Raw genomic sequence first — 22,293 nt, 5'->3', positions numbered from 1 at the left:
CGGTCCGCGGGGCGCGCGCTCGCGGCGACACGGGTGTGCCGCCCGCGAACCCGCCCCCGGCCGAGGCGGCCGCGCCGTAGTCCCGGAGCGTCCGGCTCAGGACGGTCGGGTCGATGCCCCAGTCGGCCACCCGCGCGACCAGGTCCTCCAGGGTGTCGGTCCGGACATGCGAGGCCCCGTTGTCGACGGCGACCTGGTAGCGGTCCACGGCGCTGAGACCGGGGAAGGGCTCGTCGGTGCCGACGGTGGAACGCACCTGGTCGTCAAAGATCAGCACACCGCGGGCCTGGGGCTGGCGCAGGAGGTCCTGGTTGAGGATCTCGTCGCCCAGGGTCTCGTCGGTGAACCTGCGGCCTTCGAGGTTCACCACAACGGAATGGTCCGAGTAGTACTGCGAGTTGGGCAGGAAGTCCGCCGGTCCGAAGCTGTTCGCGGGAGCCCCGATGAGGTGTCCGTAGAACGAGCTCATCGCGGTGCTGCCCCCCGCACCGGCCTGCCGGGCCAGGCGCAGTCCGTCGCCGACGCTGCCCGGGTTGGAGCGCAGCAGCAGCCGGTCGGCGTTGGGCCCCAGCGCACGGGTCAGCTCGTCGCGCGCTCCCTGGAAGCCGCCGCTCGCCAGCACCAGCGCCGTCGTCTCGTACCGCACTCGGTCCTGACGGGTGCGGGCCAACAGGCCGGTAACCGCGCCGTTCTCGTCCTGCAGGACCCGCAGCGCGGACGTGCCGGTGCGGCACACACCGCCGCCCGCCTCCACCTGGTCCCTGCACCACGCCAGGATCGCGAGGATGTCCGTGGAGTAGCCGGTCCCGAACGTCATGATGTCCGTCTTCGGGGTGCCGGCCACCCGCGCGCCGGTGTCCCGCAGCTCCTGCAGGCACTCGGCGAAGTCGTCCACGACCGCACGGCCCAGGGCCTCGTCGCCGAGGGGGACACGGCGCCGGTAGGCGTCCAGGTCGGGGGCCGTCCAGAACATGCCCGCCGACAGGGCCGTGGACCCGCCGAACGTGTCCTGCTTCTCCAGGAGCGCCACCCGGGCGCCCCGCCGTGTGGCCGCCACCGCGGCCGAGGACCCGGCGATACCGGAGCCGACGACCACGACATCGAATTGTTCCGCGCGTACCGTGCTCATGCTGCGGTCTCCTCCCGCTCGCCGCCGCTGCGGCCCTGTGGAGCCGTTCCGGCGAGAGTGGTGCCGAGCAGGTGCCCGAAGACCACTCCCTTGCCCAGGGACGTCCCGGTGATGTAGGTCGCTCCGTGGAAGCCGCCGACGACCTCCCCGACGGCGTACAGGCCGTCGATCGGCTCGCCGTCGACGGTGGTGACCCGGGCGTCCGGGGTGACGGTGACCCCGCAATAGGTCGTCGTCATCAGGGCTTTGGCGGGGTACGCGTAGTACGGCGGGGCGTCGATCGGCGGCAGGGTGCCGACGCCGTTGCACAAGCCCGTGCGCCCCTGCTCGTCGGTGGCCCTGCCTGCGACGGCGAGGTTGTACCGCTCGACCGTGGCAACCAGTGCGTCGGGGGCGACACCCGCCAGGCGGGCGGCCTCCTCCAGTGTGCCGGCCTGGTGCAGGTGTCCCAACTCCTGCAGGGTGTCCATGTCCTTGAGGGGGATGCCGCGGTGGGACTGCGCCCGCACCCGCGAGTCGAAGACCTGCACGCCGAGACCGTCGGGCTGGTCCAGGACGGCCCGCCCGAGCGCCTTGTAGTCGATCGACTCGTCCACGAACCGCCTCCCGTCGGTGTTCACGACGATCGCGCCCAGGTAGTAGGCGGTCAGCAGTTCGTGGAACTCCTCGCCCGTGTCGGGGTGCGAGCCGTAGGTCGCCGCCACGAAGGACATGTCCGCCATCCCCGCGCCCAGGCGCCAGGCCATGCGCAGGCCGTCGCCCACATTGCCGCGCCCGCCGTACGGGATGGCCGCAAGCTGCTCCGGGGCGAAGATCTTCAGCATCTCGGCGCCCCGGCTGAAACCGCCCGTGGCCAGCACGACACCGCGGCGTCCGTACAGCTCCACCGGCCCGTCCGGGCCCTGCGCCCGTACGCCCACGACCCGGCCCCCGTCGGTCAGCAGGCGCTGCGCGGCCGTGTCCGTGCGCGTGGTCCCGCCCGCCGCGACGAAGGCCGCGTGCAGCGTCGCCAAGACGCCCCTGATCTCGCTGTTGTGTCCACGTGCGGCGGACATCCCGGAGCTGATCGCCACCTCCCGGAACCTCACCTGATGGCCCTTCAGAAACCCGTAGGCAGCCTGCTGGTGGGTCAGATAGGCGTCGACCAGGGCCAGGTCGTTCAGATGCCGGCCGCCCTCAAGCAAGTCGCGCCGGAACAGGTCAGCGGAGTCCTCGATGCCTTCCTCGGCCTGCTCCGGGGTGCCGGAGAAGGCGAACCAGCCGCCGCTCATCGTCGAGGTGCCGCCCAGGGTGGGCTGCTTCTCGACCAGCAGGACGTCGAGACCTGCCTCGGCGGCCGTGGTCGCGGTGGTCTGCCCGGCGATGCCGGAACCCAGGACCACCAGGTCGTGCTCGCTGCGCTGCTGCATGTGCTCTCGCTCTCCTCGTCGAGGTCGGTGCGGGCAGGGGACCAGCGGGCCGTACGCGTCGCGGCCCGCGGCGGGGGTCAGGCGCGCGGGGCCCAGCCACCGTCGACGTCGATGCTGGTGCCGGTGATGTAGGAGGCATGCGCGGACAGCAGGAACTCCACGGCTGCCGCGACCTCCTCGGGGCGCGCGTACCGACGGGCCGGGACCTGTTCCACGATCGCGCCGGCCGGCGGGACTTGGCCCATCATCGGCGTCTGTACGAAGCCCGGGGCGACTCCGTTGACGCGGATGCGTCGCGCGGACAGTTCGTGCGCCAGGCTGATGGTGAGGTTCGCCAGGGCCGCCTTCGACGCTCCGTAGACCATCGCCGACGGCAGGAACGGCGGATGCGCGGCGCCCGTCGGTCCGCCGGTGCCCGTGCGCCCCGCGATCGACAGCAGGTTCACGACGCTCGCACTGCCGTCGTCGGGCATCAGCGGGGCGGCCTCGCGCACCAGGAAGAAGGGCGCCGCCACATTGACCGCCATCACCTGGTGGAACAGGGCGTCGTCGATCTCGGCCAGCTCGATCTTGCGTCCCTCCCGCTTGGGGGAGATACCGACGGCGTTCACGATCGCCCCGATCGGGGCCAGGCCGGTGGCCGTCGCCGCGAGGTCCGCGTTCACGGCCGACGACGTCAGGTCGCCTCCGAAGCCGCGGTGGCCTTGGCCCGGCAGGCCCTCCGCGATGGCTTTCGCACGGGCGCCGTCGACGTCCGCGACGACCACCCGGTAGCCGGAGCGCGCCAGCCGGGCCGCGATCACGGAGCCGATGCCGCCGGCGCCGCCGGTCACGATCGCGGAGCGCTCCGGCCGCGCCGCTCCCGCGCTCTCGGGAAACTCCGCGGCCGGGGAAGGGGTTGTCGTCATGTCAGGTACCTCCGAGGGTGGTGGGGAAGACGGTGGCGTCGCGGGCGCACGCCGTCGGCCGGGCCCGGGGAACTGCCGGTGGGTGGTGCTCATCCCGAAACTCCCTCGTCTCGACACGGAGCGAGCCGCAGCTCCTTCCGGAAGGCCACGCCGGTGCGGTCTCCCGGCTCCCGGCTCCCGGCTCCCGGACTTGAGGGGACCGTAGCCAGTACCTTGCGGAGCACGCAATGAAAAGTAAGCTCATTGCATGGAGCGCAATGACGGATTTCGCGTGGAGGCGGCACACCGCGTGCTCGTCCTCGTCAAACTGCTGGGCTCGGCGGGCTCGTTGAGCGTCGGGGAGGCGGCCGCGGCTCTCGACGTCAACCCGTCAACCGCCCAGAGGCTGCTGGCCACGATGGTCGGGGACGGGTTCGCCCAGCAGGGCGAGCGCCGCCGCTACTTCCCCGGGCCCGAGATGGCCCGCCCCGCCGCGGCGGCCCCGCCCACGCTGCGCGACCAGGTGCGCCCGTACCTGGAGCAGCTCTTCGAGGAGGTCAACGAGACCGTCCACCTCGCCACCCTCGTCGGCACCGAGATCCACCACGTCGACGGCATCGAGGCCACCGACCACGTCATCCGGTTCGGCCTCCGTACCGGCGTACGCCTCTCCGCCCACGTCACCTCGGCCGGCAAGGCCATACTGGCCGGCCTCTCCGACGACGACGTCCAGGCCCGCTACCAGGTGGCCTCCAGCGGGCGCCGACGAAGCCCGCTCGGAGCTGACATGGACCGGCTGCGGGAGACCCTCAACAAGGTGCGCGCGCAGCGGGTTGCCTCCAACTTCGAGGAGAGCGAGGTCGGCGTGGCCGCATTCGCCGTCAGCCTCGGCAGCCAGGAAGGACAGCGCTCCGCCCTCAGCATCGCCCTGCCCGTCATGCGGTGCGGCCGCGCCGACGTCGCGCGCTTCAGCGAGGCCCTCGTCTCCGTCGCCGACCGCTACCTCGCCGACCAGGGCCGGGCACACTGAGCAGGGAACCCGGTGAGGATCATGCCCTGTTGCAGTCCCACGGCCAGGTGGCATGCGATGCCGCAGGAACCCGGGCTCAGCAGCAGGCCCGTCGCACCAGGACAGGGCGCGTCGATGCCACTCCCAGCACGGACGGCCTCGGCGACCGGGACGACGGCATCTCACCGCTCGCAGCCCACTTCGGCGGGACCGCGCCGACCGACGTGGCGTACGGACCCGGGGCGGGGGTGACGTCTCCCCTCAGCCCCTTGCCGACTCCCTCGAAGCCGTCGCGAGCCGCGACTCCATCGACCGCACCAGCAGCGACAGAGCCTCCAGGACTTTGGGCTGGTCGTCGCCGAGCGCGGAGAGCAGGACGGACTCCACTTTCAACTGGTGGGGAAAGAGAGCATCGACGGCCTTCTTCCCTTCCGGAGTGACCGTGATCAGAGCGACCCGCTTGTCGGCGGCGCTCGGGGTGCGGGTGATGAAGCCGCGCCGGTCCAGCTTGGCGAGCGTCTTGCTCACCGCCGCCCGCGACAGTCCATGGTGTTCCGCGATGCGCCGGGCGATGACGGGAGCGGTCGCGTACCTCAGCGGGATCAGCAGATCCACCTCGGGAACAGTCAGCGGGGCCCCTTCATAGACGGACTCGACAGCGGTCGAAACCAGAGCGATGGCCCGCTTGAGCAGCTCGACCACCTCCATCGACGCGGTGTCGAGACCGGGATGAGCGGAGGACCACTGTGCGCGGACCTCGGCGGGGGACGGCAGCATCGAAGCTCCTTCGAACTTTGTTAACTGGTGTACTACCTGTTATCTTGATTGCATGGTATCTGCAGCTACGCAGCGGTCCGAGGCGCCCGCGACCGTACCCCACTCCCCCGGAACTCCCGTAAAGAGCGCGGCTTCGCTGGTCGCGGTCCTGGCGGTACTCACCGCGACCGGCCCACTCGCCATCGACATGTACGTGCCCGGGTTTCCCGAGATGCAGGAATCGCTGCACGCCGGCAGCTCCGCCATCCAGCTGACCATGACGGCCATCCTGGTGGGCCTGGTGGTGGGACAGCTGATCATCGGCCCCGTCAGCGACAGCATCGGACGGCGCAGGCTGCTCATCGGCGGCGTACTCGGCTACACCGCCATGTCCCTGGTCTGTGCCATCGCCCCCAATATCGGCGTCCTCACAGCGGGACGCTTCCTCCAGGGCGTCGCGGGCGCGGCGGGCATGGTGCTGGCCCGTGCGATCCTCACGGACTGTTTCCAGGGACGGGACCTTCCGCGGTACTTCGCGCTCCTGTCCCAGATCCTCGGAGCCGCACCCGTGGTCGCCCCGATCGTGGGAGGGGCCGTCCTCGCGGTGTCCACCTGGCGCATGGTGTTCGTCGTGCTGGCGGTCATCAGCGGGGCGCTGGCTGTCGTCGTAACGGTCAGGGTCCCGGAGACACTTCCGCCCGAGCGCCGTCACAAGGGCGGCCTCAGCGGCACGTTCCGCTCGATGGGCCGGCTGACGGGTCACCGGGCCTTCATCGGATATGTACTGGTCCTGAGTTTCGGCTCGGCTGCTCTCTTCGCCTACGTCAGCGGCTCGGCCTTCGTCTTCGAGAGTCTCCACGGCTTCTCGTCGACGTCCTTCTCCATGGTCTTCGCGGTCAACGCTGTCGGCATGCTGGCCGCCGGTGCGGTCTTCGGCAAGCTGGCCCACCGCGTACCGCTGAACACCCTGCTCACCGCGGGGGTGGGCGTAGCGGCAGCCGGAGCCCTGGCTCAGGTGCTCCTCGTCGCCACTGCTGGTGAGACCGTAGTCGGCAGCTGGATCAGCCTGTTCGTCGTCACCAGCGGGATCGGCATGATCTTCCCGGCCTCCATGAGTCTCGGGCAGACCCTGGGCAGGTCAGCTCCCGGAGCCGCGTCCGCGCTGATGGGCGGCGTGCAGTTCCTGCTGGGAGCCGTCGCCTCTCCGCTGGTCGGCCTCTTCGGCGAGTCCAGCTCCATGCCGATGGCAGTCATCATGCTCGTCTCGCTCGCACTGAGCGGCGCCGCCCTCCTGGTCCTCTCCCGCCCGTGGCTCCGCCACGGAGAAGCCGACCGCCACAGCGTCCCGGCGCCGACCGCGCACTGATACACACCGTCTCCGGGACGTGCACTCAGCGAGAACGACGCCGTCGCCCTGCCCACCCCCCTGGCCTGCCCCGTCCTTCCCTGTCCTGTCCTGTCCTGTCCTGTCCGGCCTGTACGGAACACCGCGCCCGCAGCAAGCGATGACGAGCGTTCTGCACGGCTGTCGGGCCGCTGGGCCGTGACGCGAAGAGAGCTGCCGGGAAGGCGTGTTAGCGTGATGAACGCTAGTTGGAATGCGCGAAAAACTCGCTCATGAATGGTGTTTCTGAGCGGCGCCCCGTGCGGTGTTGGTTCCTCTCCGAGGAACGCCGGTGCTTCCTTCGTCATCGTGAACGAAGGCAGAGAACTGTGCATCATCCGTATCGCGTGATCATTGTTGGCGCCGGCCTGGGCGGCCTCACGCTCGCCCACGGCCTGCGTTCGCAGGGCATTGATGTCGCCGTCTACGAACGCGATGTCCACCCGGGCGCCCGCCCGCAGGGCTACCGCGTCCAGCTCGACGAGCCCGGCCTGGCCGGGCTCGACCACTGCCTGCCCGCCCCACTGTTCCAGCTCTGTCTGGCGACTGCCGGCGCACCGCCGGCGCGGGTGTCGGTCCGCAGCCGTCACTTGGAAGTCCTGGCGGACAAGGCGGCTGCCGGCAGCTCCCGTACGGGGGACGGGCCGGGCCCGCACCCGTTCAACCGCCCGACCCTGCGTCAGATCATGCTGTCCGGACTGCGCGATCAAGTGCACTACGGTGCGCGACTGGTGGCCTACCAGCACGAGGCGGACGGCACGGTCACGGCACGCTTCGCCGACGGGCGTACGGCAGGCGCCGACCTTCTCGTGGGCGCGGACGGTGTCAACTCGGCGGTGCGCCGGATTCTGCTGCCTGACGCCGGAGTCGAGGATGCCGGCCTGCGGCTGGTCTACGGCAAGATCCCGCTTGAGGGCGGGAGCACCCGGGCGGGCGTACCCAGCTGGGTCTTCGACAGTATCTTCACCGTGGTCACCGGCGGCCCGGGCCACCCGCACCTGGGCCTGGGCCCGGTGGAGTTCAGTCATCGGCCTGACCAGGCCGGCCTGGCACATACCCCGCCTGTGGCGCTGTCCCCGGTCGGTGACTATGTCGCCTGTATGGTCGGCGCCCCCGCCGACCACCCGGCGATGCCCTCCTTCGATGAACTGCGCGGACTCGCCCCCGCGGGACTGCGCGACGCCGCCCTGGGCATCCTGGGTGACGACTGGCACGAGGACATCCACCGGCTGCTGTCACTGTGGGACACCGATTCCCTGTTCCCCCTGCGAATCTCCACCGCCGCCCCCGTGCCGGCCTGGAAGCCCGGCCCGGTCACACTGATCGGCGATGCGATCCATGCGATGAGCCCGGTCCTGGCGATGGGTGCCAACACCGCCCTTCGGGACGCCGGTGAACTCACGCGTGCCCTGTCTGAAGCGGCCCGTGCGGGTGAGCCGCTGGTGGACGCGGTCCGCGCGTACGAGAACCGCATGACCGACTACGCCTTCTCGATCGTGGCCGACTCCAGGCAGACCGGGCAGCAGCGGGTCGGGCAGCGCTAGACGCGTCGGCGGAGCCTGTTGAGCCCGCACGTCCTGGGCCGACGCCCATGGCCCCGCCACGTCCCTGCGCACGGCCGCCGAGGCCGCCGGCCGTCCCCTCGCACGGCCGGCGGCGCTCCCTCGCCGGAGTGACTACAGCTCACGAGCCGGCGCCGGCAGGGCGGAGCAGGCGTCCCTGCTGGTGCCCAGGACGCTCAGCCGCGCCCCGTCGGGACCGCGTGTACCGCTGCTTTCGGTACGCCGATGGCAGTGCGACGCATCTCCGAAACGCATGTCTGTGAGGCGTGACCTTCGGGGGTGGCCGTTCGATACTGGACCGCCGGCCGCACGCACCCCCAAAACATCCGCCTGGACTGACGGGCCGTCACGACAGCCAGTATCCACCCCCGCCCGAACACTGCTCGACCTGCTGGAACGCAAGTCAGTACGCGAACTCCTAGCCTCACTGGAAGGCACATATGAACATGCTCATCAACGTCCCGGAGACCGTGGTCGCGGACGCCCTGCGCGGGATGGCGGCCGCCCACCCGGAGCTGTCGGTCGATGTCGAGAACCGCGTGATCGTACGGCGTGACGCACCCGTGGCCGGAAAAGTCGCCCTGGTGTCGGGCGGCGGGTCGGGGCACGAGCCGCTGCACGGCGGATTCGTCGGTCGCGGGATGCTCTCCGCCGCCTGTCCCGGTGAGGTGTTCACTTCACCGGTGCCCGATCAGATGGTGCGGGCCGCGGCGGCCGTCGACAGCGGCGAGGGCGTGCTGTTCGTCGTCAAGAACTACACGGGCGACGTGCTCAACTTCGACATGGCGGCCGAGCTCGCGGAGGACGAAGGCGTACGGGTCGCGAAGGTGCTGGTCAATGACGACGTGGCAGTGAGCGACAGCACGTTCACCGCCGGCCGGCGCGGCACAGGGGCCACTCTGTTCGTGGAGAAACTGGCGGGGGCCGCGGCCGACGAGGGCGCTCCGCTGGAGCGGGTCGAGGCCGTCGCCCGGCAGGTGTGCGGGAGCGCGCGGTCCTTCGGGGTCGCGCTGTCCGCCTGCAGTACGCCGGCCAAGGGCGGCCCCACCTTCGACCTTCCGGCCGGGCAGCTGGAGTTGGGAGTCGGGATCCATGGCGAGCCGGGGCGTGAACGGCGCGCGATGATGACCTCACGGGAGATCGCGGACTACGCGGTGGACGCCGTCCTGGAGGACCTGAGGCCGGATCTTCCGGTCATCGCGCTGGTGAACGGCGCCGGGGCGACTCCCCTGCTGGAGCTGTACGGCTTCAATGCGGAGGTGCAGCGCGTGCTGACCGAGCGTGGCGTGCCCGTCGCCCGTACGCTCGTGGGGAACTATGTGACCTCACTCGACATGGCAGGCTGCTCGGTGACGCTCTGCCAGGTGGACGAGGAGTTGCTGCGGTTGTGGGACGCGCCGGTGAACACCGCCGCGCTGCGCTGGGGCTGCTGACCGTCCCGTGCACCGACTCACCAAGGAGGACCTTTGCTCGACGCTGAATTCTTCCGCCGCTGGATGGCCGGGGCGGCCGCAGCCGTGGACAGGGAGGCTGACCGGCTGACCGAACTGGACTCGGCCATCGGCGACGCCGACCACGGCAGCAATCTGCGGCGCGGCTTCGCCGCCGTGCAGGACACGCTGGAGAAGGAGGCCCCGCAGACTCCGGGCGCGGTGCTCACGCTGGCCGGGCGGCAGCTGATCTCGACCGTCGGCGGGGCGTCGGGACCGCTGTACGGGACGTTGCTGCGCCGTACCGGGAAGGCGCTCGGCGACAGCCCGTCCGTCGACCGGGAGCAGCTGGCCGCGGCGCTGAAGGCCGGGACCGAGGCGGTGAGCCGGCTGGGCGGCGCAGCCGCGGGCGACAAGACGATGCTGGACGCGCTGTTGCCTGCCGCCGACGCGCTCGGGGAGTCCTTCGACGCGGCGGCCCGGGCCGCGGATGCCGGTGCGCTGGCGACCGTACCGCTGCTGGCGCGCAAGGGCCGGGCGAGCTATCTCGGTGAGCGCAGCATCGGTCACCAGGATCCGGGAGCGACATCGTCGGCGCTGCTGTTCAGCGCACTCGCGGAGGCCGCCGAATGAGCGCGCTGGTGGGGATCGTCCTGGTGTCCCACAGCGCGCCGGTCGCGGCGGCCGGCGGGCCGCCGGCGGGGGGGGTCGGGACCGGCGCGGGATGGTGTTGGCGGGAGGCCGCCGCGGTGGGCCGGGGCGAGGGTGGGGCGGTCCTGGTCGCTCTCGTGAGCGGGGTGCTGACGGGGAAGGCGCTGCTGGCCGAGGGGTGCGGACGCCCTGACGGCGCTGGGGTGGGGGATGCCCCGTGGCTGGAGGGCTCGGTGGCCGCCATGGTCACCGCTTCCGCGGGCGGCGACCTCGACGCGGTGGAGGCCGCGGCCGTGGAGGCGTACGACTACCGGAAGGCGTGAGCGCGTCCGGTCATGCGCCGGCTTCGCCTCGCCGCCGCATCCGGCGTCGGACGCCGTGGGGCCGGAAGTCCCCCGTCTGCGGCGGGCGGGCGGACGGGCGGCGCCCCGGCAGGACAGAGCTGCCCGTGGGGCGGGCCGTACGGGACCTGCTCCGCACACGGAACTGCCGGCGCCTCCCACAGGGGCGCCGGCAGTCGTGGAAGATCAGTTCTGGCCGCTGCGACGCTTGCGCGCGGCGAACATGATGCCGCCACCGGCGAGAATGACCACGGCAGCCGCACCCGCGATGAGCGGCGTGGAGCTGGACGAACCGGTCTCGGCCAGGTCCGACGGCGCGGTGGCGCTCGGCGACGGCACGGGCGCCGCGGCCGCCGGGCTGCTGGGTGCGGAGCTCGGGGCCTTGCTCGGGGCGGGGGCCGCGGAACTGGGGGCCTCCGTCGGGGTCTGCGTGACCGGCGGCGCCGAGGGCGGCGGCGTGGCACAGACGGGGGCCGTCTTCGTGTCGTCCTTCGAGAACTGGTCCCCGTCACCGGCCTTCACGACCAGGTGCACGGTGAGCGGCTTGGTGTGCTCACCCAGCGGCAGCGTCTTGCTGATCGAGGAGCCGAACTTCTCCGCGGGAAGGATGTCCTTCCCGTCCACGCTGACGGTCACGGTGTTGGTGACGCCGGCGTTGTACGCCGTCAGGTCAAGGGTGACCTCGGAGCACGAAACGCTCCACGTCGGCGTGTGTGCCTGAGCCGGGACAGCACACAGGCCGACGCCGACCACGCTCGCCGCTGCGGCTATGAAGGCCCCCCGGAGCCGCCACGATCTATTGGAAACGGTCACAAAATCCTCCACACTTGCTGCGCCGCCCGTTTGGCGGTGCGCGCGCAGGGTACCGCCCCGATGCCACCGCTCGCACAGGCGCCCCGTACTTCACTCCGGTGACCAACCTTCGGCCATGATCGCCCAGTTGGCGCCCGGCATCCGGGCCTCTGCCGCCCCGGTGAATTCCGGGGCCGGTCCGGTGGGCGGCCGGACGGCCCGTCATGCCCCTCCCGTACAGATTCTGTTCAATTCCCGAACACACAACACGGACACATCTCCCTTTTCATTTCCATGCGTTCAGGCATGAATTCACCTTTACCCGGAGTGGTACATACCAAGACCTTGACAGCGGGTTGGTTCACTTCTTAAATCTCGAAGTGAACCGCGCACCCCCCACCCCGGTCGCCGCACCTTCTGGGCGACCCCGTTGCGCATGTCTGTCATATCCATGTCATACATGCCCATTCAGTGCACCTGATCCGTGCACCGGAAGGGAGAGCCATGGCCTCCTCACGTCTGACCCGGCGGCTCCTCGTCGCCGCCGCTTCCGCCCTGCTGATCGCCCCGGTGGTCGCATCCACCGCGAACGCCGACTCCTCCGCCGGCCGCCCCGCGACGAAGGCGGCCGGCGGGACCTTCTCCGACACCTTCGACGGGCCGGCCGGATCCGCCGTCGACGGCAGCAAGTGGCAGACGGAGACCGGCGACAATGTCGACAACCACGAACGCGAGTACTACACACCCGGCAGTGACAACGCCGCACTCGACGGCCAGGGCCATCTGGTCATCACGGCGCGCAAGGAGAACCCGGGCAACTACCAGTGCTGGTACGGCTCGTGTCAGTACACATCGGCGCGGCTGAACACCTCGGGCAAGTTCTCTGCCGCGTACGGCCATGTCGAGGCCCGGATGAAGATCCCGAAGGGACAGGGCATGTGGCCCGCCTTCTGGATGCTGGGCGACGACATCGGACAGGTCGGCTGGCCCAACTCCGGTGAGATCGATGTCATGGAGAACGTCGGCTTCGAACCGTCGACCGTGCACGGCACCATCCACGGCCCCGGCTACTCGGGCGCGGCGGGCATCGGGGCGCCCTACTCACTCCCCAGTGGCCAGGCGTTCTCCGACGACTTCCACACGTTCGCCGTCGACTGGGCGCCCGACTCCATCAAGTGGTCCGTGGACGGGAACGTCTACCAGACCCGTACACCCGCCGATGTGGGCGGAAACCAGTGGGTGTTCAACAAGCCCTTCTTCCTGATCCTCAACCTGGCCGTGGGCGGTGACTGGCCCGGCGACCCGGACGGCAACACCACCTTCCCGCAGCAGTTGGTCGTCGACGACGTACAGGTCACCACCAGCAACACCGCCGCGCCCGCCGCCCAGCCGGCAAGGTAGCAGGGCGAACGCCGCAGGGGCGGACCCGCGACCACGCGGTTCCGCCCCGACCGGCCCGCAGCCGCTCAGCTACCGGGAGCAGCCCCCCCCAGCTGCTCAGCCCGCCGCCTGAGGGGGGTCTGCCGTCTCCCCCGCGGACCGCCCGCCCTCGCACCAGGCGACCGCCTCCGCGCGCGAGGCGAACCTCCGCCACGGCGTCAGCCGTGCTCCGGCCGGTGCGTGCGGATCGACCACGACGGCCACGCGGTGCCCTTCCCCCTCAAGCCGGGTCAGCGCCGAGGCCACGACCGACGCACCCGACGGTTCGATGCTGGTGACGTCGAGCAGGTCGAGCACCACCCAGCCGCCGGACTCCGGGACCACTTCCGACAGGCCGTGCAGCAGCCGTTCGGCCGCGGTGAAGTCCAGCGCGCCCTGCGCGGCGACCAGCCCCGTCCGTGTCCCGTGGTCCGCCTCGGTGATGGTGGGTGCGGACAGCGTCGGATGGCGCATCAGATGGAGCCCGAACCGCTCGGACAGTTCCCGCAGAGCCTCGGTCCCGCGTACCGGGGTGCCCGTGGCGTCGAGCGGCGGGCTGTGCACGGCGACTCCGAACCGGTCCGGGCTCACCGCGATCAGCCCGCCGGACACCCCGCTCTTCGCCGGCAGGCCGACCCGCAGCAGCCACGCCCCGGACGCGTCGTACATCCCGCAGGACGCCATCACCGCGAGCACCTGGCAGGCGACGGTCCCGGACACCACCGTCTCGCCGGTGACCGGGTTGACACCCCCGTTGGCCAGGGTCGCCGCCATCACCGCGAGGTCACCGGTGGTGACCCGTACCGCGCACTGCCGGAAGTAGGTGTCCACGATCGAGGGCGGGCCCGGCAGTGCCCCGAGGCTGCTCATCAGATACGCCAGGGCGCGGTTGCGGTCGCCGGTCTCCGCCTCCGATGCGTGCACGGTCTCGTCGACGTCCAGCGGGCGGCCCGCGAAGCGGCTCAGACAGTCCAGGATGCGGTCGGACCGCTCCGCGTCGGTGGCGCCGGGCACCAGGGCCGTGGTGGCGATGGCCCCCGCGTTGATCATCGCGTTGTCCGGCCGCCCGGTGTCCGCCTCCAGGCTGATCGCGTTGAACCCCTCGCCGCTCGGCTCGGTCCCCACCCACCGGGTCACTTCGTCCAGACCCAGCAGCGAGAGGACGAGCGCGTAGACGAACGGCTTCGACACCGACTGGATGGTGAACGGCACATCCGCGTCGCCCGCCTCGTACCGGTGTCCGTACATGCTCACCAGTGAGAGGCCGAACGTGTCCGGATCGGCGAGCGCCAGCTGCGGGATGTAGTCGGCGACCGCGCCGTCCCGCAGCGCGCCCAGCCGGTCGTGGAGCTCAGCCAGGGATTCCGTCACCACGTCGAGTACCGGGCCGTCCTTCGCCATGCGGCATGGTAATCACGGATCACGGCGGGTCGCGTCCGGATGCAGCCGTGCGGCCGCTGATGGATCGTGAAGGGGCACCAGTACCAGAAAGGGAGTCATGGAAACCAACGCTCTGACGCCTGCGGTCCTGCAGAGCCTGCGCAAGAAGCAGCCCCACCCGGTGGTGTCCCTCAGCATGCCGACGCACCGGCGCGAGCCTGACAACGCCCAGGACGCGGTGCGGCTGCGCAATCTCGTGACCGAGGCGGGCCGCCGGATCGACGCCTGCACCGAGGACGGCGGACCGCTGCCGCGGGAGGTGCGGGCCGGGCTGCATGCCCAGCTCGACCGGGCGCACGCGGCCGTCGATCTGCGGTACTCCCTGGACGGCCTGGTGATCTTCGCGAGTGCCGACGAGTACCAGACCTGGGAGCTGCCCCGGGAGGTCCCGGAGCGCGTGGTGATCAGCGACAGCTATCTGACCAGGAACCTGGTCGCCGCCCGGGCCCGGGCGACCCCCTACTGGGTGCTGGTCGTCGCCGCGAACCGCGCCACCCTCTGGCACGGGACCCAGGCGACGGTACGCGAGCACACCGGCAACAGCTTCCCGGTCACCCCCGACGAGGTGCAGACCGATGTGGAGCGCGAGGAGCGCATCGGCGACACGGCCAGCACTTTCCAGGACGAGGAGACCCGGCGGTTCTTCCGCGACGTGGACAGCGCGCTCGCCGCGGTCCTCGCCGCGACGCCCCGGCCGCTCTACGTGGTGGGTCTCGCGCCCGCGCTGAGCCTCCTGGAGGACGTGGGGACCGCCACCCGGCACGCGGCGGGCAAGGTCATCACCGGCGGCCTGGTGAACGGGCCGGCGCCCGAGCTGCACAAGGAGCTGGAGCCGAGCCTGCGCGAGTCCCGGGAGCGTACGGCCGAACGGACCGCGGAGCGGCTCGACGCGGCGCGCGGCAGGCGTACCTTCGCCGCGGGCCTCGACGAGGTGTGGGAGTCGGTACGGGAGGGGCGGGTCGCCCTGGTGGCGGTCGAGGAGAACTTCCAGCGGACCGTACGGGTGAAGGAGGGCCATCTGGTCCCGGTCGACCCCCAGGAGACCGAGCCCGCCGCCGACGGGGAGACCGTGCGCGAGGACATCGTCGACGAGCTCGTGGAGCTGGCTCTCGACACCGGCGCCGAAGTCGTCTTCGTCCGCGACGGCACGCTCGCCGACCACGACCGCATCGCGGCCGATCTGCGTTACTGACCGGCCGGGCCCGCGTTACCGACCGGCCCGGCCCGCGTCGACGACCGGCCGGCCCCGCGTCGACGACCGGCTGATCCGCGTCACCGATCGCGTGGCGCGCTGCCGTCGGCCGCGGGGTCGGCGACGGTGTGCACAGCGGCCTCCTCGGCGGAGGCCGCGCCGCCGTCGACGCCCACGTCCTCCGCGAGCATGTCCTTCTCCGCCTCCTCGTGCGCCCCTTCGTCCGGCGCCACCAGCCGGCCGGACCTGCCGTCGCCGACCTCGTCGTCCAGCGCCTCCCCGTCGCTGTCGGACGCGTCGCCGATGCCGTCGCCGCCCTGGGCGCGGAGCAGCGCGGGGTCGGGCAGCTCCTCGGCCAGGCGCTGGTCCAGGGTCTCGCCCTCCTGCTGCTCCTCCTGGGTGGTACCCGGGTGGTCGACGCCCAGCGGCCGTTCCGGCGGGGACCAGCCCTCGTCGTACGGATCGGATGCACGGCCGTTCAGGGTGTCCTCGCGGTCGAGAATGCCCGAGTCGTCGGTGACTTCGCTGCCGTCCGGCTGGTAGACGTCGTCACCCCTGGCGTCTTCCGCTCCCATCGCCACGGTGTGCTCCTTCGTCCGTCCGTCGGTCCGTCCGTTGCTGTCTCCGGGCCGCTCGCCCGGCGGGACCGCTCGCACTTCCAGCGTGCTCGCATATCCGTGCCACGACAACGCCGCAGGTCCCGGACGGCCCAGCGGGAGCCGCCGGCCTCCCGGCAGACACTGGCCGTGACGGTCCGGCGGCGCCGCGCAGGAGGTGTGGTAGGGTGCGTTGAGCACTTGTGTACGCCCCTCACTGGGCGCCGGTGCCAGTTACCGCATTTATCGCGTATCGCGTTCTCTTTGCTGCTGCGCCTTTCTTCTCATGATCGGCGATCCGGCTCACAAGCACCACCTCTCCCGGCCGACGGGCTCTTCCGCCCGTCGCACAGGGCGTGACGACACCGCCCGCCGGGTCCCTCATCGGCATGTCCGCCAGACGGCATGCCCGCGAAAGGATTCGCCATGACCACCACACTCGAACGCCCTCCTGCCAGGGAGGACCTCTCCGTCGCCGCCGCCGGTGTCCTCGATGTCACCGGCCGGGGACACGGCCTCCTGCGCACGTATGCCGGGCCGGGCTCCCGCCCGTCGCCCGACGACGTCCAGGTGACCACCGCTCAGATGCGCCAATTCGGCCTTCGCGCGGGCGACTTCGTCGAAGGAACCTGTGCACGGCCCGGCTCCCCCGCTCGGGTCGACCGGGTCAACGGCCGCCCGCCCGAGGCCCTTCGGGGCCGACGGCACTTCCGTGACCTGACGCCGCTGCACCCGCGTGAGCGGCTGCGGCTCGAAACGGCGGGCGGCGGCGCGGCCACCCGCCTCGTCGACCTGATCGCCCCGATCGGCAAGGGGCAGCGCGGACTGATCGTCGCGCCGCCCAGAACGGGCAAGACCGTGCTGCTCCAGCAGCTCGCGGCCGCCGTCGCGCAGAACCATCCGGAGTGCCATCTGATGGTGGTGCTGCTCGACGAACGCCCCGAGGAGGTCACCGACATGCGCCGCTCCGTACGGGGCGACGTCCTCGCGTCGACCTTCGACAGGCCGGCGAAGGAGCACATCGCCCTCGCCGACCTGGCCGTGGAGCGCGCCAAGCGCCTGGTCGAGCAGGGCGAGGACGTCGTCATCCTGCTCGACTCGCTGACCCGGCTCTGCCGGGCGCACAACAACGCGGCCGCATCGGGCGGCCGGACCCTGTCGGGCGGTGTCGACGCCGCGGCGGTGCAGGGCCCCAAGCGGCTCTTCGGCGCCGCGCGCCTCGCCGAGGAGGGCGGCTCGCTGACCATCCTCGCGACCGCGCTCGTCGACACCGGGTCCCGCGCCGACGACTACTTCTTCGAGGAGCTCAAGAGCACGGGCAACATGGAGCTCCGGCTGGACCGCGCACTGGCCGACAGGCGCGTCTTCCCCGCTGTGGACATCACCCCTTCGGGCACCAGGCACGAGGAACTGCTCCTCGGTGAAGCCGAGTTGACCGCCGTGCAGGGGCTGCGCCGGGCGCTGCGCTCCAGGGACGGGCAGACGACGCTCGAAGCGCTGCTGGACAGGCTCCGGCACACTCCCGACAACGCCGCCTTCCTGCGCCAGATCCACCGCACGGTGCCCGGCGCCTGACCTCCCGGCGCCTGACCCGGCGCCGGGGAGCCGTGCCGCGGAGCGTCAGCCGGCCAGGGCGGCCGAGACGACCGCCTTCGCCTCCTCCTGGACCTGCCCGAGATGGCCTGCCCCCAGGAAGGACTCGGCATAGATCTTGTAGACGTCCTCGGTGCCCGACGGCCGGGCCGCGAACCAGGCGTTCTCCGTGGCCACCTTGATACCGCCGATGGGCGCGCCATTGCCCGGCGCCTCGGTGAGCACCGAGGTGACCCGCTCCCCCGCCAGGGTGTCGGCGCTGATCTGCTCGGGCGACAGCCTGGCGAGTACCGCCTTCTCCGCGCGGTCGGCGGGGGCGTCGATCCGGGCGTAGGCGGGCGCGCCGAACCGCTCGGTGAGCGCCGTGTAGTGCTCGGACGGGGTCTTCCCGGTGACCGCGAGGATCTCGGACGCGAGCAGGGCCAGGATGATGCCGTCCTTGTCGGTGGTCCACACCGACCCGTCGCGGCGCAGGAACGAGGCGCCCGCCGACTCCTCGCCGCCGAAGCCCAGCGAGCCGTCCATCAGCCCGTCCACGAACCACTTGAAGCCGACCGGCACTTCGACCAGTTCGCGGCCGAGGTCGGCCGCCACCCGGTCGATCATCCCGGACGAGACCAGGGTCTTGCCGATGCCCGCGCCCGCGGGCCACTGCTCCCGGTGCTGGTACAGGTACGAGATCGCGGTGGCCAGGTAGTGGTTGGGGTTCATCAGCCCGGCGTCGGGGGTGACGATGCCGTGCCGGTCGGCGTCGGCGTCGTTGCCGGTGGCGATCCGGTACTCGCCGCACCGCTCGATCAACGACGCCATCGCGTACGGCGACGAGCAGTCCATCCGGATCTTCCCGTCCCAGTCCAGGGTCATGAACCGCCAGGTCGGGTCGGCGAGCGGGTTGACCACGGTCAGGTCGATGCGGTGCTGTTCGGCGATCCGGCCCCAGTACGCGACGGACGCGCCGCCCAGCGGGTCGGCGCCGATCCGCAGACCCGCGGCGCGCACCGCATCGAGGTCGAGCACGGCGGGCAGGTCGCTCACATACGTACCGAGGAAGTCGTAGCGCCCCGTCGTGTCGGCGGCCAGGGCGCGCGTGTACGGCAGCCGCTGTACGTCCTTGAGTCCGGCGGCGATGATCTCGTTGGCGCGGTCCTGGATCCAGCCGGTCGCATCGGATCCGGCCGGGCCGCCGCTCGGCGGGTTGTACTTGAAGCCGCCGTCCGCGGGCGGGTTGTGCGAGGGCGTGACCACCACACCGTCGGCGAGGCCGGAGGTCCGGCCGCGGTTGTACGTGAGGATGGCGTGCGAGACGGCCGGGGTCGGGGTGTACCCGTCGGCCGAGTCGATGAGCAGGGTCACCCCGTTGGCCGCGAACACCTCGATGGCGGTCACCCTGGCCGGCTCGGAGAGCGCATGGGTGTCGGCGCCGATGAAGAGCGGGCCGGTGGTCCCCTGCCTGGTGCGGTACTCGCAGATCGCCTGGCTGGTGGCGGCGATGTGGTCCTCGTTGAACGCGGTGGCGAAGGACGAGCCGCGGTGCCCCGATGTGCCGAACGCCACGCGCTGGGCGGGCTCGTCCGGGTCCGGGTGGAGCGCGTAGTACGAGGTCACCAGCCGGGCGACATCGGTGAGGTCCTCCGGTCGCGCCGGCTGCCCCGCTCGTTCGTGCGCCATGTGTCCACTCCTCCGTATCGGCCGTCACGCTCAGTTTGTCAGCTCATCCTCCCGGGTCTGTGACGTGTTCGGCGGATGCCCCGCCGTGCGGCGGGCGCGTTGACCCGGCAGGAGCCGGGTGAACGCGCCCGCCTTCCGAACCGGTTGGCCGGTTCAGGGGGCACTCATCGTGATCCGGCGACCGGATTCCCTTGGCGGGCCGCCGCCTGCGCGCTGCCGCCGCCGGTGAAGGGGGCGAAGGTGTGGCTGAAGTACCAGGTGTCCTGTGCGATGCCGGAGCAGGTGTCGGAGCCGCCCGTTCCCGGGCAGCCTCCGTTGTCGCGCTGCAGCGCCCAGAAGGAGAGGGTGCTGAGCCCCTTGCTGGTGGCCCAGTCGTAGACCGAGGCCGCGTCGGCCGTGGTGAAGGTCTCGGCGGCCCCGAAGTCGTCGATGCCCGGCATCTCGATGACGCCGATCATCCCCCAGAGCTGTGCCGCGGTCTTCGACGGGTACAGCGAGGCGAGCTGCTTCTCCAGACCGGTGGTCGCGGTCTTGGTGTCGTCCGCCATGTTGTGGGTGGCGTTGTCGTAGTAGTCGAACGTCATGAGGTTGACGACGTCGATCTTGGCGCCGTAGGTGTTGGCGCTCTTCAGTACCGCGAGCCCGCTGCTCGCCAGCCCGCTCGTGGTGGTGGGCAGGGTGTAGGAGAACTGCACCGAGCGGCCGTTGGCGGCCGCCCAGTCCTGCACCTTCTTGATCGCCTGGTTACGGCGGTCGATACCCGCCTTGTTGGTCAGGGAGTTGTCCTCGATGTCCATGTCGAGACGGGAGACGTCATAGGTCGTGATGACCTTTTCGTACGCCGCCGCGATGGAGTCCACGCTGGTGCAGCTGTCGGCGATCTCCGTACCGCCGTCGTCCGCCGCGTACCCGCCGAACGACGGGATCACGTCGCCGCCGCGCGAGCGCATCGTCGTGATGTCCGCCCCGTAGACGGAGGAGGACACCGGCTGGCTGCTGTCGCCGTTCCAGTAGGGCGTGCAGGAACCCTGCGCTTCGGTCTGGAGGAATGCCATGGTCAGGTACTTGGCACCGGACTGCTGCGAGAGGTCAGCGAGGCTGTCTCCGTTGTACGCCTCGAAGTACGGGGCGAAGACATGCGCGGGCAGGGGTGTCGCGGCCGCGTGCGCCGCGCCGCCACCGACCAGGACCATCCCGGCCGAGGCCGCGGCGGTCGCCAGGGTGGCCAGCAGGGCGCGTACGGATGTCTTACGTCTCATGGGGGCTCCCAGTGGTGAGACAACAGGCGGATCGGGCCCCATAATTGGTCTGGACCAAGAGGGCGTCAAGGGTCCAGACCAATTCGTTCCCGAGTGTTTGCCCGTCACTCCCCTTGCACCGCAGTCGAATTGACGGCCCATCAGTCCATTTGTGACGCCTCGCCCGCCCTGCCAGGTCACCCCCGCCGGGCGACGACGAGGCGCCAGTGCGGACTGCCGTCCGGCCTGCGGCCGAACTCCTCCAGCGGCAGCAGTTCCACCGAGAAACCCGCCCGGGTCAGATCGTCCCGCACGGCGCCCAGCGGGAACGTCCGGTAGTACATGACGAACCGCGGCCGCCACAGCAGATTGCGCACCCGCATCGCCGAGTCGAAGCCGAGCAGGGTCCAGTAGAGCGGGTCGCCGAAGGACTGCGGCGCCCCGACAGGGAACGCGAAGACTCCACCGGGCCGCAGCGCCCGGTGGACCCCGGCGAACAGGGCGGGGCGTTCGGCGGGCAGGAAGTGGCCGAAAGCGCCGAAGCTCACAGCCAGACCGAAGGCACCACGGAACGGCAGATCCCGGGCGTCGGCACGCACCCACTCGGCCGCGGGCGATCCCGCACCCGTCTCCGCCGAGCGGGCGGCTGCCAGCATCCCGGCGCTGAAGTCCACCCCGGTGACCCGCTCCGTGCAGAGGGAGCGCAGCACCCGGACCCCCGCTCCCGTTCCGCAGCAGACGTCGAGGCCGGCCCCGAACGGGCCGAGCGGACGCAGAGCGCCGCCGACCGCGTCCAGGACGCGGTCGGGCGTACGGAACGGCGTGCGGTCGAACTTCGGCGCCAGCAGGTCGTAGCCGTGCTCGACCGAGGAGAGCGCCTGCACGGTCAGCTCCCGCAAGGTCGGGCCCTGTGCGGCGAACGGCCGGCGCAGGCCGGTGAGCACGGCCGCGGCGCGGGAGGACAGCGTCGGGGCGCCGCGCTCCGCGGGCTCTTCGGCGAGTGCGGGCTCTTCGGCGAGTGAGGACATGGCCGTGCCACCTTTCAGAGGGTTCAGATTACGCGGGCGGCGGCCCGGGGAGTCCGGCCCGCGCCGCCTCGCGCCTTGTGCGGTCCTGAACCGGGTGGTTCAGTGGTACGGAAGATATGAATCGGGGTTCAGATCATGGCGTACCGACCGACGGCCCGTACGGAGGCGACCAGGACCGCTCATCGCGAGCGCCTGCTGGAGTCCGCCCGCAGCCTGCTGGCCGAAGGGGGCTACGCCGCTGCGGGTGTCGCCGCACTCGCGGCGCGGGCCGGTGTCTCCACCGGCAGCGTGTACAACCACTTCGCGTCCAAGCAGGAGCTGCTGGCCGCGGTCTTCCGGCACACCGCCGGTCATGAACTCGCCGCCGTGCAGGACGCGGTACGGGCCGAGCAGGACACGGCGGCCCGGCTCAGGGCGCTGGTCGAGGTCTTCTCGTACCGTGCGCTGAAGTCGCCGCGGACCGCCTGGGCGCTGCTCGCCGAGCGGGTGGATCCGCTGGTGGAGGCGGAGCGCCGCACCTATCGCAGCGGTTACCACTCGCTGGCCGGGGAGATCATCGCGGCCGGGGTCGCGACGGGCGAGCTGCCCGCGCAGGACCCCGGCCTCTCCGCCGCCGCGGTGATCGGTGCGATCGGCGAGGCGCTGCTCGGTCCGCTCTCGCCGGTCGGCGACCAGCACGAACCGGGGCCCGTGGTCGCCGCGATCACCGCCCTGTGTCTGCGGGCCGTCGGCGCGCCTGACAGCAGGCCTGACGAGCCGGCGACCGCCG

Annotated in this window: 19 protein-coding genes and 1 pseudogene; 10 read left to right on the top strand and 10 right to left on the bottom strand. The window is 71.3% G+C overall.

Going from position 1 to position 22,293, the window contains the following annotated elements; all coding sequences use genetic code 11:
* The 3 genes from G3I19_RS20535 to G3I19_RS20525 form a co-directional block, all read right to left on the bottom strand.
* Nucleotides 1–1,129 (bottom strand): FAD-dependent oxidoreductase (locus tag G3I19_RS20535; RefSeq protein ID WP_164265126.1); only part of this gene is annotated, 1,129 nt, incomplete at its 3' end.
* Nucleotides 1,126–2,538 (bottom strand): FAD-dependent oxidoreductase, encoded by a 1,413-nt coding sequence (locus G3I19_RS20530; RefSeq protein WP_164265125.1) that lies wholly within the window; start codon nucleotides 2,536–2,538, stop codon nucleotides 1,126–1,128. The genes G3I19_RS20535 and G3I19_RS20530, both read right to left, overlap by 4 nt.
* A 77-nt stretch (nucleotides 2,539–2,615) precedes the next feature.
* Complete coding sequence (locus G3I19_RS20525; protein WP_164265124.1) at nucleotides 2,616–3,446, bottom strand: SDR family oxidoreductase; 831 nt, start codon at nucleotides 3,444–3,446, stop codon at nucleotides 2,616–2,618.
* A 247-nt stretch (nucleotides 3,447–3,693) separates the two neighbouring features.
* Between G3I19_RS20525 and G3I19_RS20520 the strand changes: the two genes are divergently transcribed.
* Entirely contained in the window at nucleotides 3,694–4,455 is a 762-nt protein-coding gene (locus tag G3I19_RS20520; protein ID WP_164265123.1) for an IclR family transcriptional regulator C-terminal domain-containing protein, read from the top strand.
* 240 nt (nucleotides 4,456–4,695) lie between these two features.
* On the opposite strand, the gene G3I19_RS20515 is transcribed toward G3I19_RS20520, so the two are convergent.
* The gene (locus G3I19_RS20515; protein WP_164265122.1) at nucleotides 4,696–5,211 is read right to left on the bottom strand and encodes a MarR family transcriptional regulator; all 516 of its coding nucleotides are present in this window, start codon (nucleotides 5,209–5,211) and stop codon (nucleotides 4,696–4,698) included.
* 52 nt (nucleotides 5,212–5,263) lie between these two features.
* Here G3I19_RS20515 and G3I19_RS20510 point away from each other — a divergent pair, with 52 nt between their 5' ends.
* From G3I19_RS20510 to G3I19_RS20490, 5 genes are all read left to right on the top strand, one after another.
* Nucleotides 5,264–6,556, top strand: a complete 1,293-nt coding sequence (locus G3I19_RS20510; RefSeq protein ID WP_164265121.1) for a multidrug effflux MFS transporter — start codon at nucleotides 5,264–5,266, stop codon at nucleotides 6,554–6,556.
* 365 nt (nucleotides 6,557–6,921) lie between these two features.
* Complete coding sequence (locus G3I19_RS20505; RefSeq protein ID WP_164265120.1) at nucleotides 6,922–8,118, top strand: NAD(P)/FAD-dependent oxidoreductase; 1,197 nt, start codon at nucleotides 6,922–6,924, stop codon at nucleotides 8,116–8,118.
* A 458-nt stretch (nucleotides 8,119–8,576) separates the two neighbouring features.
* The gene (dhaK, locus tag G3I19_RS20500; protein ID WP_164265119.1) at nucleotides 8,577–9,569 is read left to right on the top strand and encodes a dihydroxyacetone kinase subunit DhaK; all 993 of its coding nucleotides are present in this window, start codon (nucleotides 8,577–8,579) and stop codon (nucleotides 9,567–9,569) included.
* A gap of 33 nt (nucleotides 9,570–9,602) precedes the next feature.
* A complete protein-coding gene (gene dhaL, locus G3I19_RS20495) occupies nucleotides 9,603–10,199 on the top strand; it encodes a dihydroxyacetone kinase subunit DhaL (protein WP_164265118.1) in 597 nt (198 codons plus the stop codon).
* On the top strand, nucleotides 10,196–10,540 hold the full coding sequence (locus G3I19_RS20490; protein ID WP_164265117.1) for a PTS fructose transporter subunit IIA: 345 nt from the start codon (nucleotides 10,196–10,198) through the stop codon (nucleotides 10,538–10,540). Before dhaL ends, G3I19_RS20490 begins: the two co-directional genes overlap by 4 nt.
* 204 nt (nucleotides 10,541–10,744) lie before the next feature.
* Here the strand turns inward: G3I19_RS20490 and G3I19_RS20485 are convergent, their stop codons facing one another.
* Nucleotides 10,745–11,371 (bottom strand): LAETG motif-containing sortase-dependent surface protein, encoded by a 627-nt coding sequence (locus G3I19_RS20485; RefSeq protein ID WP_164265116.1) that lies wholly within the window; start codon nucleotides 11,369–11,371, stop codon nucleotides 10,745–10,747.
* A gap of 483 nt (nucleotides 11,372–11,854) precedes the next feature.
* Between G3I19_RS20485 and G3I19_RS20480 the strand changes: the two genes are divergently transcribed.
* Nucleotides 11,855–12,751 carry a glycoside hydrolase family 16 protein gene (locus G3I19_RS20480; protein WP_164265115.1) on the top strand — a complete coding sequence of 299 codons (897 nt, stop codon included), beginning with the start codon at nucleotides 11,855–11,857 and terminating at the stop codon, nucleotides 12,749–12,751.
* Between the two features lie 96 nt (nucleotides 12,752–12,847).
* Here G3I19_RS20480 and glsA read toward each other — a convergent pair whose 3' ends face one another.
* Nucleotides 12,848–14,170: a glutaminase A gene (glsA, locus tag G3I19_RS20475; protein ID WP_164265114.1), complete on the bottom strand. Its 1,323-nt coding sequence runs from the start codon at nucleotides 14,168–14,170 to the stop codon at nucleotides 12,848–12,850.
* Between the two features lie 97 nt (nucleotides 14,171–14,267).
* Between glsA and G3I19_RS20470 the strand changes: the two genes are divergently transcribed.
* Complete coding sequence (locus G3I19_RS20470; protein WP_164265113.1) at nucleotides 14,268–15,401, top strand: chemotaxis protein; 1,134 nt, start codon at nucleotides 14,268–14,270, stop codon at nucleotides 15,399–15,401.
* Nucleotides 15,402–15,481: 80 nt separating this feature from the next.
* Here G3I19_RS20470 and G3I19_RS20465 read toward each other — a convergent pair whose 3' ends face one another.
* Nucleotides 15,482–15,976: a DUF5709 domain-containing protein gene (locus G3I19_RS20465; RefSeq protein WP_164265127.1), complete on the bottom strand. Its 495-nt coding sequence runs from the start codon at nucleotides 15,974–15,976 to the stop codon at nucleotides 15,482–15,484.
* Nucleotides 15,977–16,423: 447 nt separating this feature from the next.
* On the opposite strand from G3I19_RS20465, the gene rho reads away from it, so the two are divergent.
* A complete protein-coding gene (rho, locus tag G3I19_RS20460; RefSeq protein WP_239074612.1) occupies nucleotides 16,424–17,572 on the top strand; it encodes a transcription termination factor Rho in 1,149 nt (382 codons plus the stop codon).
* A 45-nt stretch (nucleotides 17,573–17,617) separates the two neighbouring features.
* Here the strand turns inward: rho and pgm are convergent, their stop codons facing one another.
* From pgm to G3I19_RS20445, 3 genes and pseudogenes are all read right to left on the bottom strand, one after another.
* Nucleotides 17,618–19,258: a phosphoglucomutase (alpha-D-glucose-1,6-bisphosphate-dependent) gene (gene pgm, locus G3I19_RS20455; RefSeq protein ID WP_164265111.1), complete on the bottom strand. Its 1,641-nt coding sequence runs from the start codon at nucleotides 19,256–19,258 to the stop codon at nucleotides 17,618–17,620.
* 212 nt (nucleotides 19,259–19,470) lie between these two features.
* Nucleotides 19,471–20,517: pseudogene (locus G3I19_RS20450) on the bottom strand (chitinase); the annotation flags it as partial.
* 176 nt (nucleotides 20,518–20,693) lie between these two features.
* Complete coding sequence (locus G3I19_RS20445) at nucleotides 20,694–21,524, bottom strand: class I SAM-dependent methyltransferase (RefSeq protein ID WP_164265110.1); 831 nt, start codon at nucleotides 21,522–21,524, stop codon at nucleotides 20,694–20,696.
* Nucleotides 21,525–21,659: 135 nt separating this feature from the next.
* Between G3I19_RS20445 and G3I19_RS20440 the strand changes: the two genes are divergently transcribed.
* Nucleotides 21,660–22,293: TetR/AcrR family transcriptional regulator (locus tag G3I19_RS20440; protein ID WP_164265109.1), on the top strand; the 634-nt coding region annotated here is incomplete at its 3' end.

The sequence above is a fragment of the Streptomyces sp. SID10853 genome, from assembly GCF_010548145.1.
Classification (GTDB): Bacteria; Actinomycetota; Actinomycetes; order Streptomycetales; family Streptomycetaceae; genus Streptomyces.
The sequence above is the reverse complement of the archived record's forward strand: the minus strand, read 5'-3'. Positions and strand labels throughout refer to the sequence as shown.